Annotated in this window: 9 protein-coding genes; 6 read left to right on the top strand and 3 right to left on the bottom strand. The window is 43.9% G+C overall.

The features are described 5' to 3' along the window. The first annotated feature begins 21 nt into the window (after positions 1-21). The 6 genes from Q0230_RS02710 (at position 22) to Q0230_RS02735 (ending at position 14,063) form a co-directional block, all read left to right on the top strand. Positions 22-1,053 (top strand): glycosyltransferase, encoded by a 1,032-nt coding sequence (locus Q0230_RS02710; protein WP_298607906.1) that lies wholly within the window; start codon positions 22-24, stop codon positions 1,051-1,053. 77 nt (positions 1,054-1,130) lie between these two features. Continuing rightward, complete coding sequence (locus Q0230_RS02715; protein ID WP_298607908.1) at positions 1,131-2,132, top strand: glycosyltransferase family 29 protein; 1,002 nt, start codon at positions 1,131-1,133, stop codon at positions 2,130-2,132. Positions 2,133-2,148: 16 nt separating this feature from the next. Beyond that, the gene (locus Q0230_RS02720; protein WP_298607910.1) at positions 2,149-4,245 is read left to right on the top strand and encodes a hypothetical protein; all 2,097 of its coding nucleotides are present in this window, start codon (positions 2,149-2,151) and stop codon (positions 4,243-4,245) included. A gap of 54 nt (positions 4,246-4,299) precedes the next feature. Next, positions 4,300-11,889: a type I polyketide synthase gene (locus tag Q0230_RS02725; RefSeq protein WP_298607912.1), complete on the top strand. Its 7,590-nt coding sequence runs from the start codon at positions 4,300-4,302 to the stop codon at positions 11,887-11,889. A 3-nt stretch (positions 11,890-11,892) separates the two neighbouring features. Continuing rightward, positions 11,893-13,245 carry an aminotransferase class I/II-fold pyridoxal phosphate-dependent enzyme gene (locus Q0230_RS02730; RefSeq protein WP_298607914.1) on the top strand — a complete coding sequence of 451 codons (1,353 nt, stop codon included), beginning with the start codon at positions 11,893-11,895 and terminating at the stop codon, positions 13,243-13,245. Beyond that, entirely contained in the window at positions 13,245-14,063 is an 819-nt protein-coding gene (locus tag Q0230_RS02735; protein ID WP_298607916.1) for a formyltransferase family protein, read from the top strand. The genes Q0230_RS02730 and Q0230_RS02735 overlap by 1 nt, the downstream gene beginning before the upstream one ends. Here the strand turns inward: Q0230_RS02735 and Q0230_RS02740 are convergent. From Q0230_RS02740 to Q0230_RS02750, 3 genes are read right to left on the bottom strand one after another with little or no spacing between them, the layout of a single operon-like run. Then, the gene (locus Q0230_RS02740; protein WP_298607917.1) at positions 14,025-15,524 is read right to left on the bottom strand and encodes an LTA synthase family protein; all 1,500 of its coding nucleotides are present in this window, start codon (positions 15,522-15,524) and stop codon (positions 14,025-14,027) included. The genes Q0230_RS02735 and Q0230_RS02740 overlap by 39 nt on opposite strands. Positions 15,525-15,565: 41 nt before the next feature. Then, positions 15,566-16,351 (bottom strand): SDR family oxidoreductase, encoded by a 786-nt coding sequence (locus tag Q0230_RS02745; protein WP_298607919.1) that lies wholly within the window; start codon positions 16,349-16,351, stop codon positions 15,566-15,568. Positions 16,352-16,357: 6 nt separating this feature from the next. Next, positions 16,358-17,677, bottom strand: coding sequence for a capsular biosynthesis protein (locus Q0230_RS02750; protein WP_298607921.1), 1,320 nt, complete (start codon positions 17,675-17,677; stop codon positions 16,358-16,360). Positions 17,678-17,699 lie beyond the last annotated feature (22 nt).

Genomic DNA, 17,699 nt, shown 5'->3' on the forward strand with positions numbered 1-17,699 from the left:
TTTGAATTTAAGAGGCTAGCAGTGAAAATTGCTTTTTTTGCATGCAATCGTAATTCTAAACTCTTTAGAGCAGATCCTTCTTATATTTATCGTTGTGAAAATCTTGGCTTAGAACTTATTAGACAAGGTCATCAAGTTAGCTTTTGTCATATTAATGACTCATTGTCTTTAACTAAATTTGATTTCGTAGTTTTTCATCGGCCTAGAAACTTATGGCGTGTACATTTTTTAGTAAGTCTTTTTCGTTTGCGGGGAACTAAAGTCTGGGCCGATTTTGATGACTTAATCTTCGATACAAGCTTTGCTGAGTTTAGCCCAGGCGTAGTTAATCAAATTAACACTCTAGAAAAAACTAGAAAAACTTATCAAGCTCATGCAAAAGCATTAAGTCTATTTGATGGTTTTACTGTTTCAACAGCTCCATTGAAAGATCATTTGTTGTACTTGCGACTTAATAAGCCCATAGCAGTATTACCTAATGCCCCACACTTTTCATGGGAGCATGAGCTAGCACATTATAAGAGGAAAGAGATAGATTTTTCAGCGCCCGTTTTGACTTACTTACCTGGAACGCGCAGCCACGACCAAGATTTTAAACTTGTTGCAACTTCTTTAGCTGCATTTCTGCGCTTAAATAAACATGTCAGTCTTGAGATCACTGGGCCACTCAGCTTTCAGTTAGCTGAGGATGTATCGATGCAGGTTAGGCATTACGAAAAGGTGGAGTTTTCCAAGTTTCACAAGCGTTTTCAGGCGACATGGGTTAATTTAGCGCCTTTAGAAGATACACCTTTTAATCAATCTAAATCGGCACTCAAAGTGCTCGAAGCTGGTTTTTGGGGTAAACCCACTGTATGTACACCTAGTTCTGATGCTGTAAGGTATAAAGAGGCTGGAGCAATATTTTTAGAGCATCCAGAAGAAATTGTTAATATCCTTAATGGCTTATTAAATCCAAATTATTATGAGTCTAGGGTGAAAAATCTAAGAAAAAGGGTATTGGAAGTTAGTAGTATTCAAGATAATGCCCTTCATTTCATAGATTTGGTATGAGTAAAGACGAGGGGTAAATTTAATTAAACTATTTTTGCTTTTGAAATCTTTAAAATTTTAATATTTTTAACAAATGTATGATTTTAAATAAGCTTAGGGCATTCATTTTTTACAAGCAGGCTAGAAAATTTCGCAGGCAAGGTCAGTATAGTTCTATAGCCCTCAAGCTGTTTCTAAGGGCTTGGCTTCTAAGTAAAAATAAAAATTACTTACTGGGTTATATAAAATATCGACGTGATCTAGGTAGAGTAATAAGCTTTAGTTTGGCTAGAAAAATAATTCAAGCTTGGCCTGGTTTTAACCAAAAAGAGCGTGAATTATTATTTGCTTTTTTATTGGAGGGAGGTTTTCAAGGATTAACTCCTCCTGATTCGGTTTTTATTACTAAGTCTTCTATTCCTGCTGTTTTGGCTTCCAAGGATTTTGAGCATATCTCAAGACAGCAACAATTTTTAGTAAGTATTTATAGCCAGCAAAGTCTTTGGCGAACTGAGTTAACTAAACTGCTGCAATATCATGTACAGAGGCAAGGCATTTGTATTGTTGGTAATTCAGGCAATATGCTCAATACTAATTTAGGTTCAACTATTGATGCGGCTGGTTTTATTGTGCGTTTTAATGCGTTTCAATCGGGTAAGCACTTTACAACAGACCTAGGCCAGCAATGTAATTTGTGGTGTATGACTCCAAGTTTTAAGCCTAATAAGCTGCGTACTGTAGATTGGTTATTGGTAACAGGACCAGAGATCCAGTATCGGCTGGCTGATTGGGGGGCTTTTTATCCTTTCCTTGAGAAGCAAATTCCTATTGTAACTGTGCCTTTAGAGGTATGGCGGCAGTTGGTGACTGAGCTACAAGCCCCACCTAGTGCGGGGATTAGTGTATTAGCGTTTTTTTACTGGCTACTGGGTTCATGGGCTGGGATTTCAGTAGCAGGATTCGGGGCTTTAAGCGAAACCCAAACGACTTATCACTATATGAATCCTAAAAATAAACCATCAGAAAGACACAATTGGGTGGGTGAAGAACGTATAATCAGGCGCTGGTTGAAGGAAGGATTAAGATCCTTACACAGTTAACAGAGGCTTAGCTAGGATGTCACAGCCAGTTCTGGTCTGTTCGAAAAGTATCTATTTACGTTCTGGCTTGCCCGCCTTTTTGGGTGTGCCAGTGGTCTATAGCTCGAAAATTAATAATAAGCAGCAAAAGCAGGCTCAGGCAGTTATTGCGTGGGGGCGCAAACCGAGTGCTACTAAGGCCGAAGAGTTAGCACAAAGTTTAAATTTACCCCTTTGGCGCTTAGAGGACGGTTTTATCCATTCGATGGGGCAGGGAGTCCTTGGAGCTAGTTCATATTCTTTGGTGATTGATAAGAAAGGGATTTACTACGATGCGACACAAGCCTCTGAGTTAGAGGATTTGTTAGAGCATGATCCCAGTCAACAGCTACTGAATAGCGATCTATTGGCAAGAGCGGAGCACTTAATTCAAGCTATTACTAGTCAGCGTATCTCTAAATACAATAATGCATCTTTAGAGCTTGCCTCACTGAACTTACCAGTAGGTAAAAAAGTGCTGGTGGTTGATCAAACGGCTGGTGATATGTCACTTAAGTATGGCTTGGTTCAGGCAACTAGCGCTGAGCAGATGTTAGCTACGGCCTTGGCTGAACATCCTGAGGCACAAATTTTATTAAAATCTCATCCTGATGTACTGGCAGGAAAGAAGCAAGGTTGTTTCCCAAAGGATTGCCAGCATCCACGTGTTCACTGCATTAGTCAGGCTATTAATCCTTTGAGCTTACTAGCTGAGGTCGAGCATGTGTATGTGTTAACTTCACAGCTCGGCTTTGAGGCTTTAATGCTAGGTAAGTCGGTCACTTGTTTTGGGGTGCCGTTTTATGCTGGTTGGGGAATTACCGATGATCGGGCTGATCCTAATTTACCGGTTTTTCAGCGGCGTAAGTGCAAGCGCTCAGTGGTTGAAGTGTTTGCTGCAGCTTATTTGTTGTATTCCCGCTATTTGGATCCAGAGCGTGCTATTCGTTGCGAATTAGAGCGGGTAGTTGAGTATATTGCTCTGCAAAACCACTATTCCTTGCTTAATGCGGGGTCTTTATATGGGTTTGGATTCACCTTTTGGAAACGTAACTACATTAAGCGTTTTTTATATGCACCACAGAATCAACTGCAATTTGTTTGGGAAAAATCGCAAGCTTTAGAGCGTGGTTTTGATAAAAACTCGCGCTTAGTGGTATGGGGGGAGCGGGCTGCCTCAGAGGTTAAAGCACTTTCCTTAGCAACATCGGTTCCAGTTTGGCGGGTCGAAGATGGGTTTATTCGCTCAGTTGGTTTGGGGTCTGACTACACACCACCCTTGTCCTTAGTCATCGACCAGCAGGGTATCTATTATGATCCTAATCAACCCAGTGACTTAGAGAGTTACCTTGAAAATAGCGATTTTCCCCCTAAATTGCTGGAACGAGCGTCCCTTTTACGCAACAGACTGTTGCAAAACCGACTCAGCAAGTACAATCTTGGAGCGGAGTCCGTAGTGGATGCAATTAAGGCAGCTCAAGGTCAGTGTATTATCTTAGTGCCAGGCCAAGTTGAAGATGATGTTTCGATCCGTAAAGGTTGTGTGGATATTGCGGATAATACGGCTTTATTAAAAGCAGTAAGAGCTGCAAAACCTGATGCTTATCTCATTTATAAGCCACATCCTGATGTGGTGAGTGGAAATCGTAAAGGTAAAGTGGAGGCAACTGTTCTTAAGCAATACAGCGACTTAGTACTTGAAGATGCAAGTATTCCTGATTGCTTAGATGCAGTAGACGAAGTGCATACGATGACCTCATTAGTTGGCTTTGAGGGTTTGTTGCGTGGCAAACAAGTGGCTTGTTATGGTTTACCCTTTTATGCTGGTTGGGGCCTCACAACTGATCGACATAGCCTAACCCGACGTACTCGAAAATTAACTATTGATCAACTTGTTGCTGCGACCTTAATTTTGTATCCGCGCTACATCAATTGGCAAACTGGGGCTTTCACCACGCCTGAGTATGTAATTGAACTCTTACACCGCCAATTGCAAGAGCAGGGCGGTCAACAGAAAAATAAAGTGAATTGGTTCTATCGCCAAGCGCGGAAAGTGGTGCATGTTTATCGTGGGGTTTTCAAGTTCAGGTATTAACCCTGTAGAATGCGCCCTTGGCCTATCCTCCTGATTTTTTAGACTGTGACGATTGTGAGTAATAAAAAAACGACTTCTCAAGCCTGCATGCATGAAAAAATAGCGATTGTAGGTGTAGCTTGCCGCTTACCAGGGGGCATTGCATCTTTAGATGACTATTGGCGGGTTTTAAGTCAAGGGCAAGATGTTGTCACAGAAATTAGCAGCGCGCGCTTTGGCACCGAATTCTTCCAACATCCCAATCGTAAAGAAGCAGGTAAAAGCGTTACTTTTTCTGCTGGGGTATTAGAGGATGTAGAGCACTTCGACGCAGCCTTTTTTGGTATATCCCCACGCGAAGCTGAACAAATGGACCCTCAACAGCGCTTGTTGTTGGAGTTAGCTTGGGAGGCTTTAGAAAATGGTGGTCAAGTTCCAGACAAGCTAGCAGGCTCTGATTGTGCCGTCTATGTGGGAATTGCAAGCACTGATTATTTGAATCGGCGTGTTGATGATCCAGCTTCGATGGATGCCTATACGATGACTGGCAATACAGCAAGTATTGCTTCCAATCGGATCTCCTATATTTTGGATTTACACGGCCCTAGTGTCTCGGTAGATACGGCTTGTTCATCATCCTTGGTTGCTGTCCATCAAGCTTGCCAAGCGATCCGTAGCGGCGAAGCCAGTATGGCGATTGCCGGCGGCGTGAATATGCTGCTGCATCCTTTTGCATTTGTAGGCTTCTCACAAGCTTCTATGCTTTCCGCACGTGGGCGCTGCCGGACTTTTGATGCTAGTGGTGATGGCTATGTGCGTGCGGAAGGTGCTGCGGTTTTATTCTTAAAGCCTCTGGCACAAGCTGAGGCGGATGGCGATCCGATTCATGCCATCATTGTTAATTCAGGGATTAATGCGGATGGCAAAACTAATGGCATTACCGTTCCAAGCTATAACCAACAAGGTAAATTACTACGTAAAGTTTATAGTGCCGCTGATGTGGATGTTAATGATCTCGTTTATTTAGAGGCGCATGGCACCGGAACTTCAATTGGTGACCCGATTGAAACACGCGCGATTGGTGAAGTGCTTGGGCAAGCGCGTCATCCAAATAATCCCTTATGGATTGGCTCAGCAAAAAGTAATTTGGGTCATTTAGAAACAGCCTCAGGCATGGCTGGTTTACTTAAAGCCGTGCTGACGCTAGAAAAACAGGCTTTGCCGCCCTCGCTTCATGTTGAAACTTTTAATCCCAAGATTGATTTTGAGCGCTTAAACCTCAAGGTGGTAACTGAGTTTACCCCTTTAAAGGCGACTAAGCGCCGTCAGTTAGTTGGGATTAACTCTTTTGGCTTTGGTGGGGCTAATGCGCATGTGCTGATTGAGTCTTATAATAAGCCTAGCTCAGACTCAAGCCTTGCTAGTACACCGACTCTTTCCCAGCTACCGCCTTTACTCTTATCTGCTCGTGGCGAACCTGCTCTAAAAGCAATGGCGACACAATACGCAGAGTTATTAGCCGATGAATCGCTTTCTTATCAGGATATTGCGTGGAGTTTGGCTAAGCATCGCGCGCATTTACCTCAGGGTTTAGTCGTTATTCCTCCTACTCGTGCTGATGCGATTCAGGCTTTGCAGGAGTATACAGAGGGCAAGACAAATTTAGAGCATCTAGTAGAAGGACGCTTATTAGCCAAGGATACACCACTAGCCTTAGTGTTTTCCGGTAATGGCTCACAATGGCAAGGGATGGGGACTGTATTATTTGAACAAGACGCAGTGTTCCGTGCAGCGCTTGAGGAAATTGAAGAGCTGTTAGCCCCTTACGTGGACTATTCACTGATTGCTGAGTTTAAGGCGAGTCCAGAACAATCACGATTACATCTGACTGAAATTGCTCAACCTTTACTGTTTGCTTTGCAAGTCGGTTTAGTGCGTGTAATCCAAGCTGCAGGGATTAAAATCTATGCGACGATAGGCCATAGCGTGGGTGAAGTAGCTGCCGCTTGGGCAGCGGGAGCTTTGTCTTTAGAGCAAGCGGTGCGTGTGATTTATGAACGTAGTCATGCTCAAGGTAAAACACGCGGTCAAGGTCGGATGGCAGCTGCAAGTTTAGGCTTAACGGCCATGCAGGCAAAGCTCAATGCTTTAAGTCTGCAAGACAAGGTAGAAATTGCGGGTGTAAATAGCTCCAATGCCGTGACCTTATCAGCAAGCTTAGCGGATCTTGAGACACTCAAAGCAGTGTTTGAACAGGATAAAGTTTTCTTCCGTATCCTCGATCTGGATTACGCCTTCCATAGTCATTGGATGGATAGTACGAAAGCGGATTTGTTGACTGCTTTAGACGGTTTGCAACCAGTCAATGTTGAGACAGGGATTCAGTTTGTTTCTACCGTGTACGGGCGCGTGCTGGCTGGTTCTGAACTAACTGCAGACTATTGGTGGCATAATATTCGTCAGCCTGTTGCTTTTGAAGCGGGTATGAATCTCCTGCTTGAAAGTGGTGTCAAAACCTTCCTTGAAATTGGCCCACATCCCATCTTACGTTCCTATATTAAAGAATGTATGTCCGCTAAATCAGTGGAGGGCTTGAGCTTAGGCAGTGATCAGCGCAATGCCGAACAGGCTTTTACGGCTAAGAAAGCAGCTTATAGTGCTTGGTTAGCCGGTTGTGAATTGGATTTAGACAGAGCCTTTCCTCAAGGAGGGGACTTCATTCAATTACCTAATTATCCGTGGCAACGCGAGCGCTATTGGTATCCACTAACCAATGAAGGTCCGAATTTAGTTAATCGTCAGCGTATTCATCCTTTATTGGGTTATCGCCTAAAAGATGCGGAGGCCACTTGGGAGAATCAGCTGGATACCGCAAAGTTACCTTATTTAGCGGATCATATTGTTGATGGTGCAGTAATTGTTCCTGCTGCTGCTTATGTAGAAATGGCTTTAGCAGCCTCTGCACAATGGCAACAACAGACGAGTCATACCCTAGAAAATTTTGAAATTCATGCGCCCATCATGCTGGAAGACAGCATGATTAAGCTAGTGCGCTTGACGTTGCAGACTACTGATGGGAGTTTTACGATTACCAGCCGTGATCGTTTAAGTGATAATCCGTGGACAGTGAATGTTGTCGGGCGTTTAACAGGGCTGGTGTTAAAAGATTCCAATGAAGTTGCCCCGTTAGAGCCTAGTTTAACAGCTCAAACAGCGATTACCGCGCAAGAGCATTATCAGTTAACCGAAGCAGTTGGGTTAACTTATCGGGAGGCTTTCCAAGGTGTTAAGCAGGTTTGGGTTAAGGATCAAACAGCTTTAGCCGAACTACAAGTGCCTGCAAGCCTTGAAGCTACCTTTGCGAAACATTTATTGCATCCTGCTTTATTAGATGCTGGCTTCCAAGTGTTGGTGGATATTTTCCGCCAAGCGATTCAGCAGGGGCAGTTTGCAGCGCTCATTCCGATTCAAATTGCCAAATTGAATTTATTCCAAGCTTCTGCTCGTGTGCAGGCACTGCAAATTAAGCTTAAAAAGCAAAGTCCTCGGTCAGTGCTGGCTGATTTCGTCCTATGGGATGCACAAGGCAAAGTCGTTGCGGAGCTGACTAATTGCCGGTTCCGTGCAGTCCAATTTGCGCGTTCAAAGCAAGCTGAACCTGAACTCTATGCGTTTATTAAAATTCCTAAGCCTTTAGTCACCAGTAACGATTTAACGCCAACTATTAATATTAAGCAGTTAATTCAGGCGGCTGAACAGACTTTAGAGGCTCAAGAAGCTAAGCTGCAACGTCAAAAGCATTTTACGCAGATTGCACCATTATTTGAGGTATTAGCGACAGCCTTTGCTTGGGAAACTTTGCAGCCACTATTTGCCAGTTATTCTGAACCCGTTTCACTACAAACGCTGCAAGTTGACCATGCCATTGTGGCTGAGCAACTCCCTTTGCTCCAACGCTTATTAAGTTTATTAGAAGAGGATGGTTTAGCTGAGCCAACCGCTGCGGGTTGGCAGTTAGCTGAGGAAGCTGATCTTCCTGCTGCACAGGATATTTGGTTAGCCATTTTAGGTGATGCACCTGCACATGTGCCCGAGTTGGTTCTATTAGGGCGTTGTGGTGAGCATTTATTGGACGTTTTGCAAGGTAAAGTCGAGCCAGCAAGTTTATTGCAGCCTGCTAAGAGCAGTAGCTATGAGCATTGGCTAGATAGTTCGCCTAGTTTCCGTGCTAGTAATTTAGCCTTAACAGCGATGTTGAAGCAATTAGCCAGTGACTGGCCAGCCGTACAGCGTTTAAGGGTATTAGAGCTATCGGGGGATCATGCGGCTTTAACGCAGTTAGCTTTGCCAATCTTGCCAAAAGAGCAAGTCGATTATGTATTTACTGACGCTGATGCGAGTAAAGTAGCTCAGGCTAGTGAGGAATTTCGAGGTCTTACTAACTTTACTGCGAGCGTCCTAAGCCCTGAGTTTACTAGTGAGCAAGCAGCGAACTTAGTTCAAAGTGGCAAGTTTGATGTCGTGGTATGTGCTCAAGCTTTGGAGAATTGGGGCGATCTTGATCAGTTTTTGCCACGCTTATCACAGTTAGCTAAGCCTAATGCCTTAGTCTTATTTGCTCAAGCCCAATCCAGTCGTTTCCTCGATCTCACGCAAGGTTTAGAGCCAAACTGGTGGCTACCTATTGCAGACGCAGCGGGTCAGCATTTTGTTGCGCGTTTGCATACCGCTCAAGAGTGGCAAGCGTTATTAGCGAAGCATCGTTTTGATCAGACTCGAATTAGTTTCGAGCCTAGTGATCAGGATGATGAAGCCGGTGCTTTTATTGTCGCTGCTCAACTCAATGCGGAGCTAGCTGCACACAAGCCGCATATTGCTAGCCAAGCATGGTTAATTTTAGCGGATGAGTTAGGTTATTCAGCAGATTTAGCCAGTGCATTGCAAGATACCCTGTTGAGTTATGCTCAGCAGGTGACGGTTCAGACTGAGTTTAGTCTAACAAATCATTTCGACCACATTATTCATTTACAGGGTTTATGCTTCAATGAACCAGTAGATTTACTGGCCTTACAAGAGCAACGTTGTATTAGTAGTTTGGGTTTAGTCCAAACTTTAGATAAAGCAGCAAGTTCTACGCAGTTATGGTTAGTGACAGCGGGTGCAATGGAGGCTACGCAGCCTGCACAAGCACCGCTTTGGGGGTTAGGACGGGTGTTAATGAATGAACATCCTGACCTCAGGGTAAAGCTGATTGATCTACAAAAGAGTCCAAGCCCACTTGAAGCCGCTAAATTACTCATTCAAGAATATCTTTTCCCTGATGCCGAAGATGAAGTGCTAGTTTCAACCACCCAGCGACAAGCTTTACGGTTGCAGCAAACTAATTTATTAGCTGGTAAGCAAACAGCCCCAGCACTGGCCTTAGATTTTACTTCCCCAGGCTTATTAAAGCATTTGTATTGGCGTGCTCTACCGGAACAGGCTTTGCAGGCAGATGAAATTGAGATTCTACCTAAGGCGACTGGTTTAAATTTCCGCGATGTTATGTATGCGATGGGCTTACTTTCGGATGAGGCTGTAGAGAATGGCTTTGCTGGGGCATCTTTGGGAATGGAGCTGGCTGGGGTTGTACAGCGAGTGGGGTCTAGGGTTACGAATTTCAAAGTGGGCGATGCAGTGATTGGGTTTGCGCCCGCTTGTTTTAGTACCCGTGTCATTACCCGTACCACAGCGGTGGCGCATAAGCCTCTGAACTGGACGGATGAAGAGGCTGCGACAGTTCCTACCACTTTCTTCACTGTTTATTACGCGTTACAGCATTTAGCTCAATTAGAGCCGGGTGAACGTATTCTGATTCATGGTGCTTCAGGTGGCGTGGGCTTAGCTGCGATTCAATATGCACGTTATAAAGGTGCTGAGGTATTTGCGACCGCGGGGACGGATGAGAAGCGTGATTTTGTACGCTTGATGGGTGCGGATCATGTCTTAGATTCGCGGAGTCTTAAGTTTGCTGAAGATGTCATGCGTTTGAGTCAAGGGCAAGGCGTGGATGTAGTGCTGAACTCCATTTCAGGCGAGGCTATCAATCGCAACTTGAGTATCTTGCGTCCTTTTGGCCGCTTCCTTGAGTTAGGGAAGCGTGATTTTTATGAGAATAGCAAGATTGGCTTGCGGCCTTTCCGTAATAATATTGCTTATTTTGGGATTGATGCGGATCAGTTACTCATAGAGCGCCCGCAGCTCGCTGGGCGTTTATTCCAAGAGATGATGGGTTTGTTCCAAACAGGTGTACTACGGCCTTTGCCACATCGCGTCTTCGCTGCACAGCGTATTCAAGAAGCCTTCCGCTATATGCAGCAGTCACGGCAAATTGGCAAAGTGATTGTCTCCTTCGAAGGTGAACAACTGCAGCCAAGTTTTCCAGCCCAATCAGAGACAAGTTTGCAGTTAGTAGCAGGGGCTAGTTATCTAATTACCGGTGGTTTAAGTGGCTTTGGCCTCAAAACGGCAGCCTGGTTAGCTGACAAGGGTGCAAAAACGCTGATTCTCCTAAGCCGCAGTGGTCAAACCTCGGTAGAAGATCAAGAGACGCTTGATCAGTTAACAGCTATGGGGATTCAGTGGGTAGCTTATGCCTGTGATGTAACAGATAAGGCCGCTTTAGCAGCTGTTTTCGCTGAGATTCAGGATAAATTGCCACCGCTACGTGGAATTATTCACGCTGCTATGGTTTTAGATGATGTGATCGTGCGTAATATGAGTGCGGATAGTTTCCGTAAAGTCATTGCACCAAAGATGTTGGGTGCATGGAATTTACATGAGCTCACTGAAGACTTGCCGCTGGATTTCTTTGTTATGTATTCCTCGATCACCACTTACTTAGGTAATCCTGGGCAAGCCAATTATGTAGCGGCCAATCTCTTCTTGGAATCTTTAGCTGAATATCGCCGAGCGCAGAGTTTAGCAGCTAGCTTCGCTGCTTGGGGGCCGATTGCCGATGCCGGTTATTTAACCCGTAATGAGACCGTGAAAGATGCTTTGCAAAGTCGTTTAGGGGGCGCTGCAATTACTACTGCTCAAGCCTTAAATGTTTTAGAGCAACTACTACAAAGCCAACAGACCGGTGTTGCTGTTGTGAATTGGGATTGGAGCACTTTACAACGAGTGATGCCGAATGCACGGGCAGCGAAGTTTAGTGAGTTACAACGCTTGGTGGCGACTAATGAGGAAGGCGAGCAAGCCAAAGATATTCATGAGTTGGTTGCAGGCTTAAGCCCTGAGGCGACTCATCAAGTAGTCACGGATATGTTGCTTGCAGAGGTTGGGCATATTCTACGTCTACCGGCTGATAAGTTGTCAGCAGATAAGTCGGTTTTTGAGTTAGGCATGGATTCCTTAATGGGGATGGAATTAGTACTCGCGATTGAGGAGCGTTTTAAAGTACGCTTACCCGTAATGGCTCTCACTGAGGGTGCCACGGTGAGCCGGATTGCTGAAAAAATCGTTGCTCACTTACATCCTCAGGAGTCGGTAGCTGCACCGACCGAGCAAGAGCTAAAACAACAATCGATTGCAGCGGTTGTAAAAAAACATGGCTCGGACATGACAGATGCTGAGCTAGCACAATTAGCTGCCAAGTTATCGGCAGAAGAGGCGAGGAATTAAGCCATGACAGGTCGGAATTTATTTGGTCTGAGCGATCAGATTAAAGAACGGCTAGCCAATGAAATGCTAGAGCGTCATCGAAAGAAACTCGATAAGATTGCTCAAGAAGGCTACCCGAACAAAAAGAAATTATTCCGCCGCGATGAAATTCCTGAGGCTTTCTATCGCTTCGATCAAATGCCCGGCTACCAGCAAATTCGTGTGATTGAGCAAGGTGGCAAACAACTGGGTATTGATAGTCCGTTCTTTAAAACCCATGATCAAGTAGCACGGTCAACCACCTTTATTGAAGGCAAAGAGTATATCAACTTTGCCAGTTATAATTACTTGGATCTCTGTGGACATCCCGTCGTCAATCAAGCAGCAATGGATGCTATTCAGCGTTATGGAACATCCGCATCTGCTAGTCGGATGGTGTCTGGCGAGCGTGCTGTACAGCAAGAGCTAGAGCAAGGTTTAGCCAATTTATATGAAGTCGATGATTGCGTGGTTTTCGTCAGCGGCCACGCCACCAATGTGACGACTATTGGTTATCTGTTTGGGCCACGTGATCTGATTCTGCATGACTCACTGATTCATAATAGTGCTGTGCAAGGGGCACAGTTGTCTGGTGCTAAACGTATTCCGTTTCCACACAATGACTGGCAAGCGGTTGATGATATTCTTAGTCAGCAGCGTAAAGATTTTGAGCGCGTCCTGATTGTGGTGGAAGGCATCTACAGTATGGATGGCGACTTCCCTGATTTGCCGCGCTTTATTGAGATTAAACGTCGTCATAAAGCCTTTTTAATGGTCGATGAAGCTCATTCCTTAGGTATTATGGGAACAACAGGGCGCGGTATTCGCGAGCATTTTGGTGTAGCAGGCAAAGAGGTTGACATCTGGATGGGGACACTCAGTAAAACCCTATCTGGCTGTGGTGGTTATATTGCCGGTGAAAAAGCCTTAGTTCATCATTTACGAATTTCTGCGCCCGGTTTCTTATATAGCGTTGGCATGTCGCCACCCTTAGCTGCCGCTTCAGCTGCATCCCTTAAGGTGATGTTGGCCGAGCCAGAACGGGTACATCAATTGCAAGCGAATGGGCGCTTATTCTTAGATTTGTGTAAAAAACATCAAATTGATACCGGCTATAGTGCAGGTCTAGCAGTGGTACCAGCGATTTTAGGTAGTTCCGCACGGGCTGGCTTAGTCGCAAACCGAATGTTTGATCGTGGCATTAATGTGCAACCGATTTTCTACCCAGCAGTTGAAGAAGGGATGGCTCGTCTGCGTTTCTTTATTAGTACCAGTCATACTGCAGAGCAAATTCAATACACCGTTGAAACCTTGGCTGAAGTGATGGCTAAAAAATAGTGAGTCTACGCCGCCGAGTGGTTTTGTGTACTTATCCGAGTGTTTACTCGGAAGTCGTGTTACACGAACTCTTAAAGTCGCCCGCTATTGAGCTAGTGGGGGTATTCAGTTCTACCCGAGTGTTAAATAAGTCTGATCCAAGGCTGCGCGCCAGTATTCGACAGATACAACTCTCTGGTATTCGATATGCGACTTATTTGTTTGTAATCACTGGCTTATATACGGGATTGCGTTGGCTGTTCCGTAAACCAAGCTTCAAACAGCAGTTGGTGGCAAAGAAGATTGCTCGTTTAGAAACTGACGACATTAACTCAGCCGAGAGTCTTGATTTCCTAAATAATCTGCAGCCTGATGTTTTGTTATCAGCACATTTTAATCAACTGCTTAAGCCAGAAGTACTAGCACTACCGAATCTAGCATGTGTAAATATTCACCCTTCCTTACTACCGGCGTTTAAAGGCGTAGATCCGGCTTTTTATGCGTTGCTTAGGCAAGCGCGTGAAACAGGGGCGACGGTACATCTACAAAATGAGCAATTTGATCAGGGCGCTATTTTAGAGCAGAGTAAGTTAAGTATTCGCCCAACCGATACGCTGTTTAGCCTAAATTTAAAGTTATTTAAACTCGGTGCTTTAGCTGCGGTGAGGCAAATTACTATTTTAACCGCTGATACAATAGGAGTACCACAAACCTCGCAGGGACGCTATGATTCTTGGCCCAACCCTTTAGACACGAAGCAGTTTCGCCAGCAGCGTCGCTATTTTCGTTGGCGCGAATACTTAGCTTTTATTCGTTACAGCCAAACCAGCGCTAGCTAATAAATCAAGCCCTAATTGCTCAATCGATAGCTCTTTTTTAATGGGGGGGGTAGGAGTAATTTTATTATTCCAAATTAAATAATCACTGCGACCATCTTGCCAATTAAGTTCTTGATAAACTGTTGGCATACTCGGAATATGATCCCCATACCAACATAACCAAGTAGTTTCCGCCCTAGCTTTAAGCGTGTTAGTTAAACTCAACAGCATACGATCTGCATTTTTAAGGTGCTTCAAATAAACTGTTAAATCATGAGATTGCTTGGGTGGCTCACTGCAATACAAATCTTTCACATCAGTTGTCGTATATTTTTCTAGATGTAAAGGCCCATGATTTTCCATAGTAATAGCAAAAATAAATAAAGGTTGTTTGTCAGCTTGCTGTTTAAGTAGGTTTTGGATTTTTTCAGCAACAGCTTGATCACTAATATAAGGTCCTGCTGTTTGGTTGCTATCAAACCCAGTGATGTCAATAAATTCATCAAAACCCATGAAAGGAAAAACTTTGTCCCGTTTAAAAAATGCGGCATGATTAGGATGAATACAAATGCAACGATACCCTAAGCTTTTGAGATAGCTTGCTAGACTTGGAGACGGTGAGTTTTGTAGGAATTGATAAGGGTTAAATTGGTAGTAGCTAAGGTTCTGATTATGAATGCCACTCAAAAAAGCATATTCAGAACGTAAGGTGTTCGCTCCCCAAGCAGGTACTTGCAATTTGCCATTTTGTGTTGAAGTCGATCTGAGCTGATCGAAAAAACTAAGCACCTCTGGCCTAATACTTTGGCTCAACTGGCGAGGATCAAAAAAGGATTCACTTTGAATAACAACAAGATTAGGCCATTCAGCAGGTGATTGAGGTGGTTGTTTGTACGGTGATTGTTTCTCTAGAAAATTTTTAAAATGATCCAAATTAATTTTCTGTGAGGCTTGGATGAAGTAAATAACTAAGCTATTAAAAAAACCAAATGCCTTCATATCTTTAGCGGGGTGAAAATTCAAATTTAAGTTTTTAGCTATCTTTATGATTAAGCACGTTAAAATTAAAATGATTCCAAACATTATGCAGCTAGTTATTAAGTTAGATACTGTTAAAGTAGGTTCGAAAATTATATCTAGGTATAAGAAGATTAAGCCGATAGTGATTGCTGTCAGAGTAATAGGGAGGTTTAAAAAAGGAAGAAATAACCTAGGATGAGTAAATACTTGCAAATACAGATAAATATCTGAAAATACTAAAGGCTCATTTAAAGCTTTGAATTTGGCTTGATTGACTACTAAAAAAATTGCAAAAAAAGCTAGAGTAATGATGCAAGCTAAAAAGGGTCGATAGGTCACCAGTAAAGCGCTAGTAAAGATTAAGGTGACTAAACTAGTTTGCAGAAGCAAAATATTCAGTGGTCTATTTTTAGGGCGTAATTCTTTTGCAATGAAATAGATTTGAGCTTGTTGTACTAACACCCAAGTTAGCACATAGGCTAGCAAAAGACTTAGCATAGGAATTAGTGAGCTTTTCGAGGTGAACCTGGGCGATTATACCCAAATAAGCCTAAAAAATAAGAAGCTAGTGGGAATGGTAGCACTGAGACAAACCACATCCCCCAAGTCAGAGGAAAGGGGAAGGCAATGACGGCTTGGTTGCGTGCTAAACCTTTGGCAATAATCGGTGCGGCTTGTTCTGCAGAAATCATAGTGGGGCGCGTGCCTGGGAATTGATCACTTAGATCAGTTTTCACGAAGCCTGGACAGATGACATTGACTTTGACACCTTCCGGAGCTAACCAACCACGCAGCGCTTCCCCCCAAGCTTTAATGGCTGCTTTACTCGCACAGTAAGATGGCGTAATTGGCATCCCGCGCCAAGCTGCTAAAGAACTAATCATTGCAAGCTGGCCCTTTTTACGGTTACGCATACGTTCAATCAAGGGGTGTAAAGTGTAAATGACCCCATATAAATTGGTATCTAAAACCTGCGTAATCGCGGCTAGGTCTTCACCAGAACCTTGTTTACTCAGCATATTTGTCACGCCGGCATTGGCAATGGCTAAATCAATTGGATATTGCTGATCAAACTCGTCTAACCAGTGTTTAAGGGCTACTTGGTCAGTGACGTTGATAGATGCTGTGGTAACTTGAGCGCCTAAATTTTTACAGGTTGCACTAATCTGCTCTAAACGGCCTGAGTCTCTGCCAATTAAAGCCAAATGCACATCAGGTGCTGCATAATATTGGGCAAGGGCAGCGCCTAAACCATTACTCGCACCTGTAATCAGAATCGTACGAACCATATACGCTTAACGCTCTTTATATAAATAACTAGCTTCAGGTAGTTTGCCACCGTAGATAATTTTGGCAGGTGCAGGCGATAAATTGGGTATAGGAGTAAGGCTAGGAATAGATTTATTAACTTGAGGTGTAATTTGCATGGCCGCTAAGCTGCCAGCTATGGCGAGCTTAATGCCTTTGCGGGAATAAAAGTCCCCGTTAATTTGTGTTTCTTGAATAACTCGTTGGCGGAATTGACTAAAGAGTTGAGGATCAGCCGCTTGACCCTCAGTCCAGAAGCGATCCAAACCATTTTGGAAGGTTAAACCGGGAATATCAAATAGCGCTGTACCCAAAGCAATCGTAGGTGAGCCGTGATGTAAGGCCGAAGTACCTGTAGTGCTATTCACTAGAACCGTGCCTTTAGTATGCTGAAGCAAAGTCGGTAAATGCCCTGTTTCTAAGAACAAAACACGGTGGCTAATTCCTAAGGTCTGAGCAACTTGTTCAACTTTTTTACAGTGCTTGAGGAGTCCAGTGTCTAATGGGTGATTTTTAATGACTAGAATGCTTTCAGTGGGCGCGTTTTTAGCAAAGGATGCCATCACCGTCACGATGACTTGCTGCACGCTTGTAAAAGAGGAGTGCACACGAATTTGTGCATCAGAGTCTAATTGCAAGGGCAACAAATAATAGGCCTGATTCGACTTGATCAGCTGTTGAATTTTTCTGTGTTCCCAACGCTCACGCCAAAGTTTATTACTGGGTATACGTTGTGCCCAACCTAAGTATTCGCGATAGGCCTTGAAGGGACGATGCGTTTGGTAATGAGGGTAAGCGGGGCTTAAAGCTGCAGTAGTTAGACGATAACAGATATCATGCCAAGCACGCGGTAGAAAATTTTTACCAATTTTACTTGTTGGCTTCAAAGTTTCATGCGCTTCACTTAGCCAAAACTCTGGATTTTTATTGAGCAATTGTGAATGCCCGTTAACGCCATTTTGCTCTAAAGTAATCCAATCAGGGCGGAAGTAGCCTTCCTCATACACATGAATTTTTAACCCCAAACGTCGAAGCAAGGGCAAAGCATGTAAGTGGACAGGGCGAGTGTCACCGAAGAGAACAACATCAGTAAAGCGATAGTCTTGATATTTTTTTTCTAACCAAACGGGTAGTTGATCTAAAGCAGCAGTGAAGCGCCAGTTGTTCTTAGTTTGACTAAACCAGCTGTCACCCCCACAAAAATTGACCCGAAATACTTCGTATCCATTTTCTTGAATCGCTTCCCCTAGTTTGCGAAAAAAAGGAGTAGCGACACCCTGTAAGAAAAGAAATTTTCTGGATGTCATTATCTAATTTCGGGCGTCAATA

Source organism: uncultured Thiothrix sp. (genome assembly GCF_937876535.1).
Lineage (GTDB): Bacteria > Pseudomonadota > Gammaproteobacteria > Thiotrichales > Thiotrichaceae > Thiolinea.

Coding starts and splice junctions, on each gene's coding strand:
- Q0230_RS02715 (WP_298607908.1), top strand. CDS start 1,131: ATGATTTTAAATAAGCTTAGGGCATTCATTTTTTACAAGCAGGCTAGA.
- Q0230_RS02720 (WP_298607910.1), top strand. CDS start 2,149: ATGTCACAGCCAGTTCTGGTCTGTTCGAAAAGTATCTATTTACGTTCT.
- Q0230_RS02730 (WP_298607914.1), top strand. CDS start 11,893: ATGACAGGTCGGAATTTATTTGGTCTGAGCGATCAGATTAAAGAACGG.
- Q0230_RS02745 (WP_298607919.1), bottom strand. CDS start 16,351: ATGGTTCGTACGATTCTGATTACAGGTGCGAGTAATGGTTTAGGCGCT.
- Q0230_RS02750 (WP_298607921.1), bottom strand. CDS start 17,677: ATGACATCCAGAAAATTTCTTTTCTTACAGGGTGTCGCTACTCCTTTT.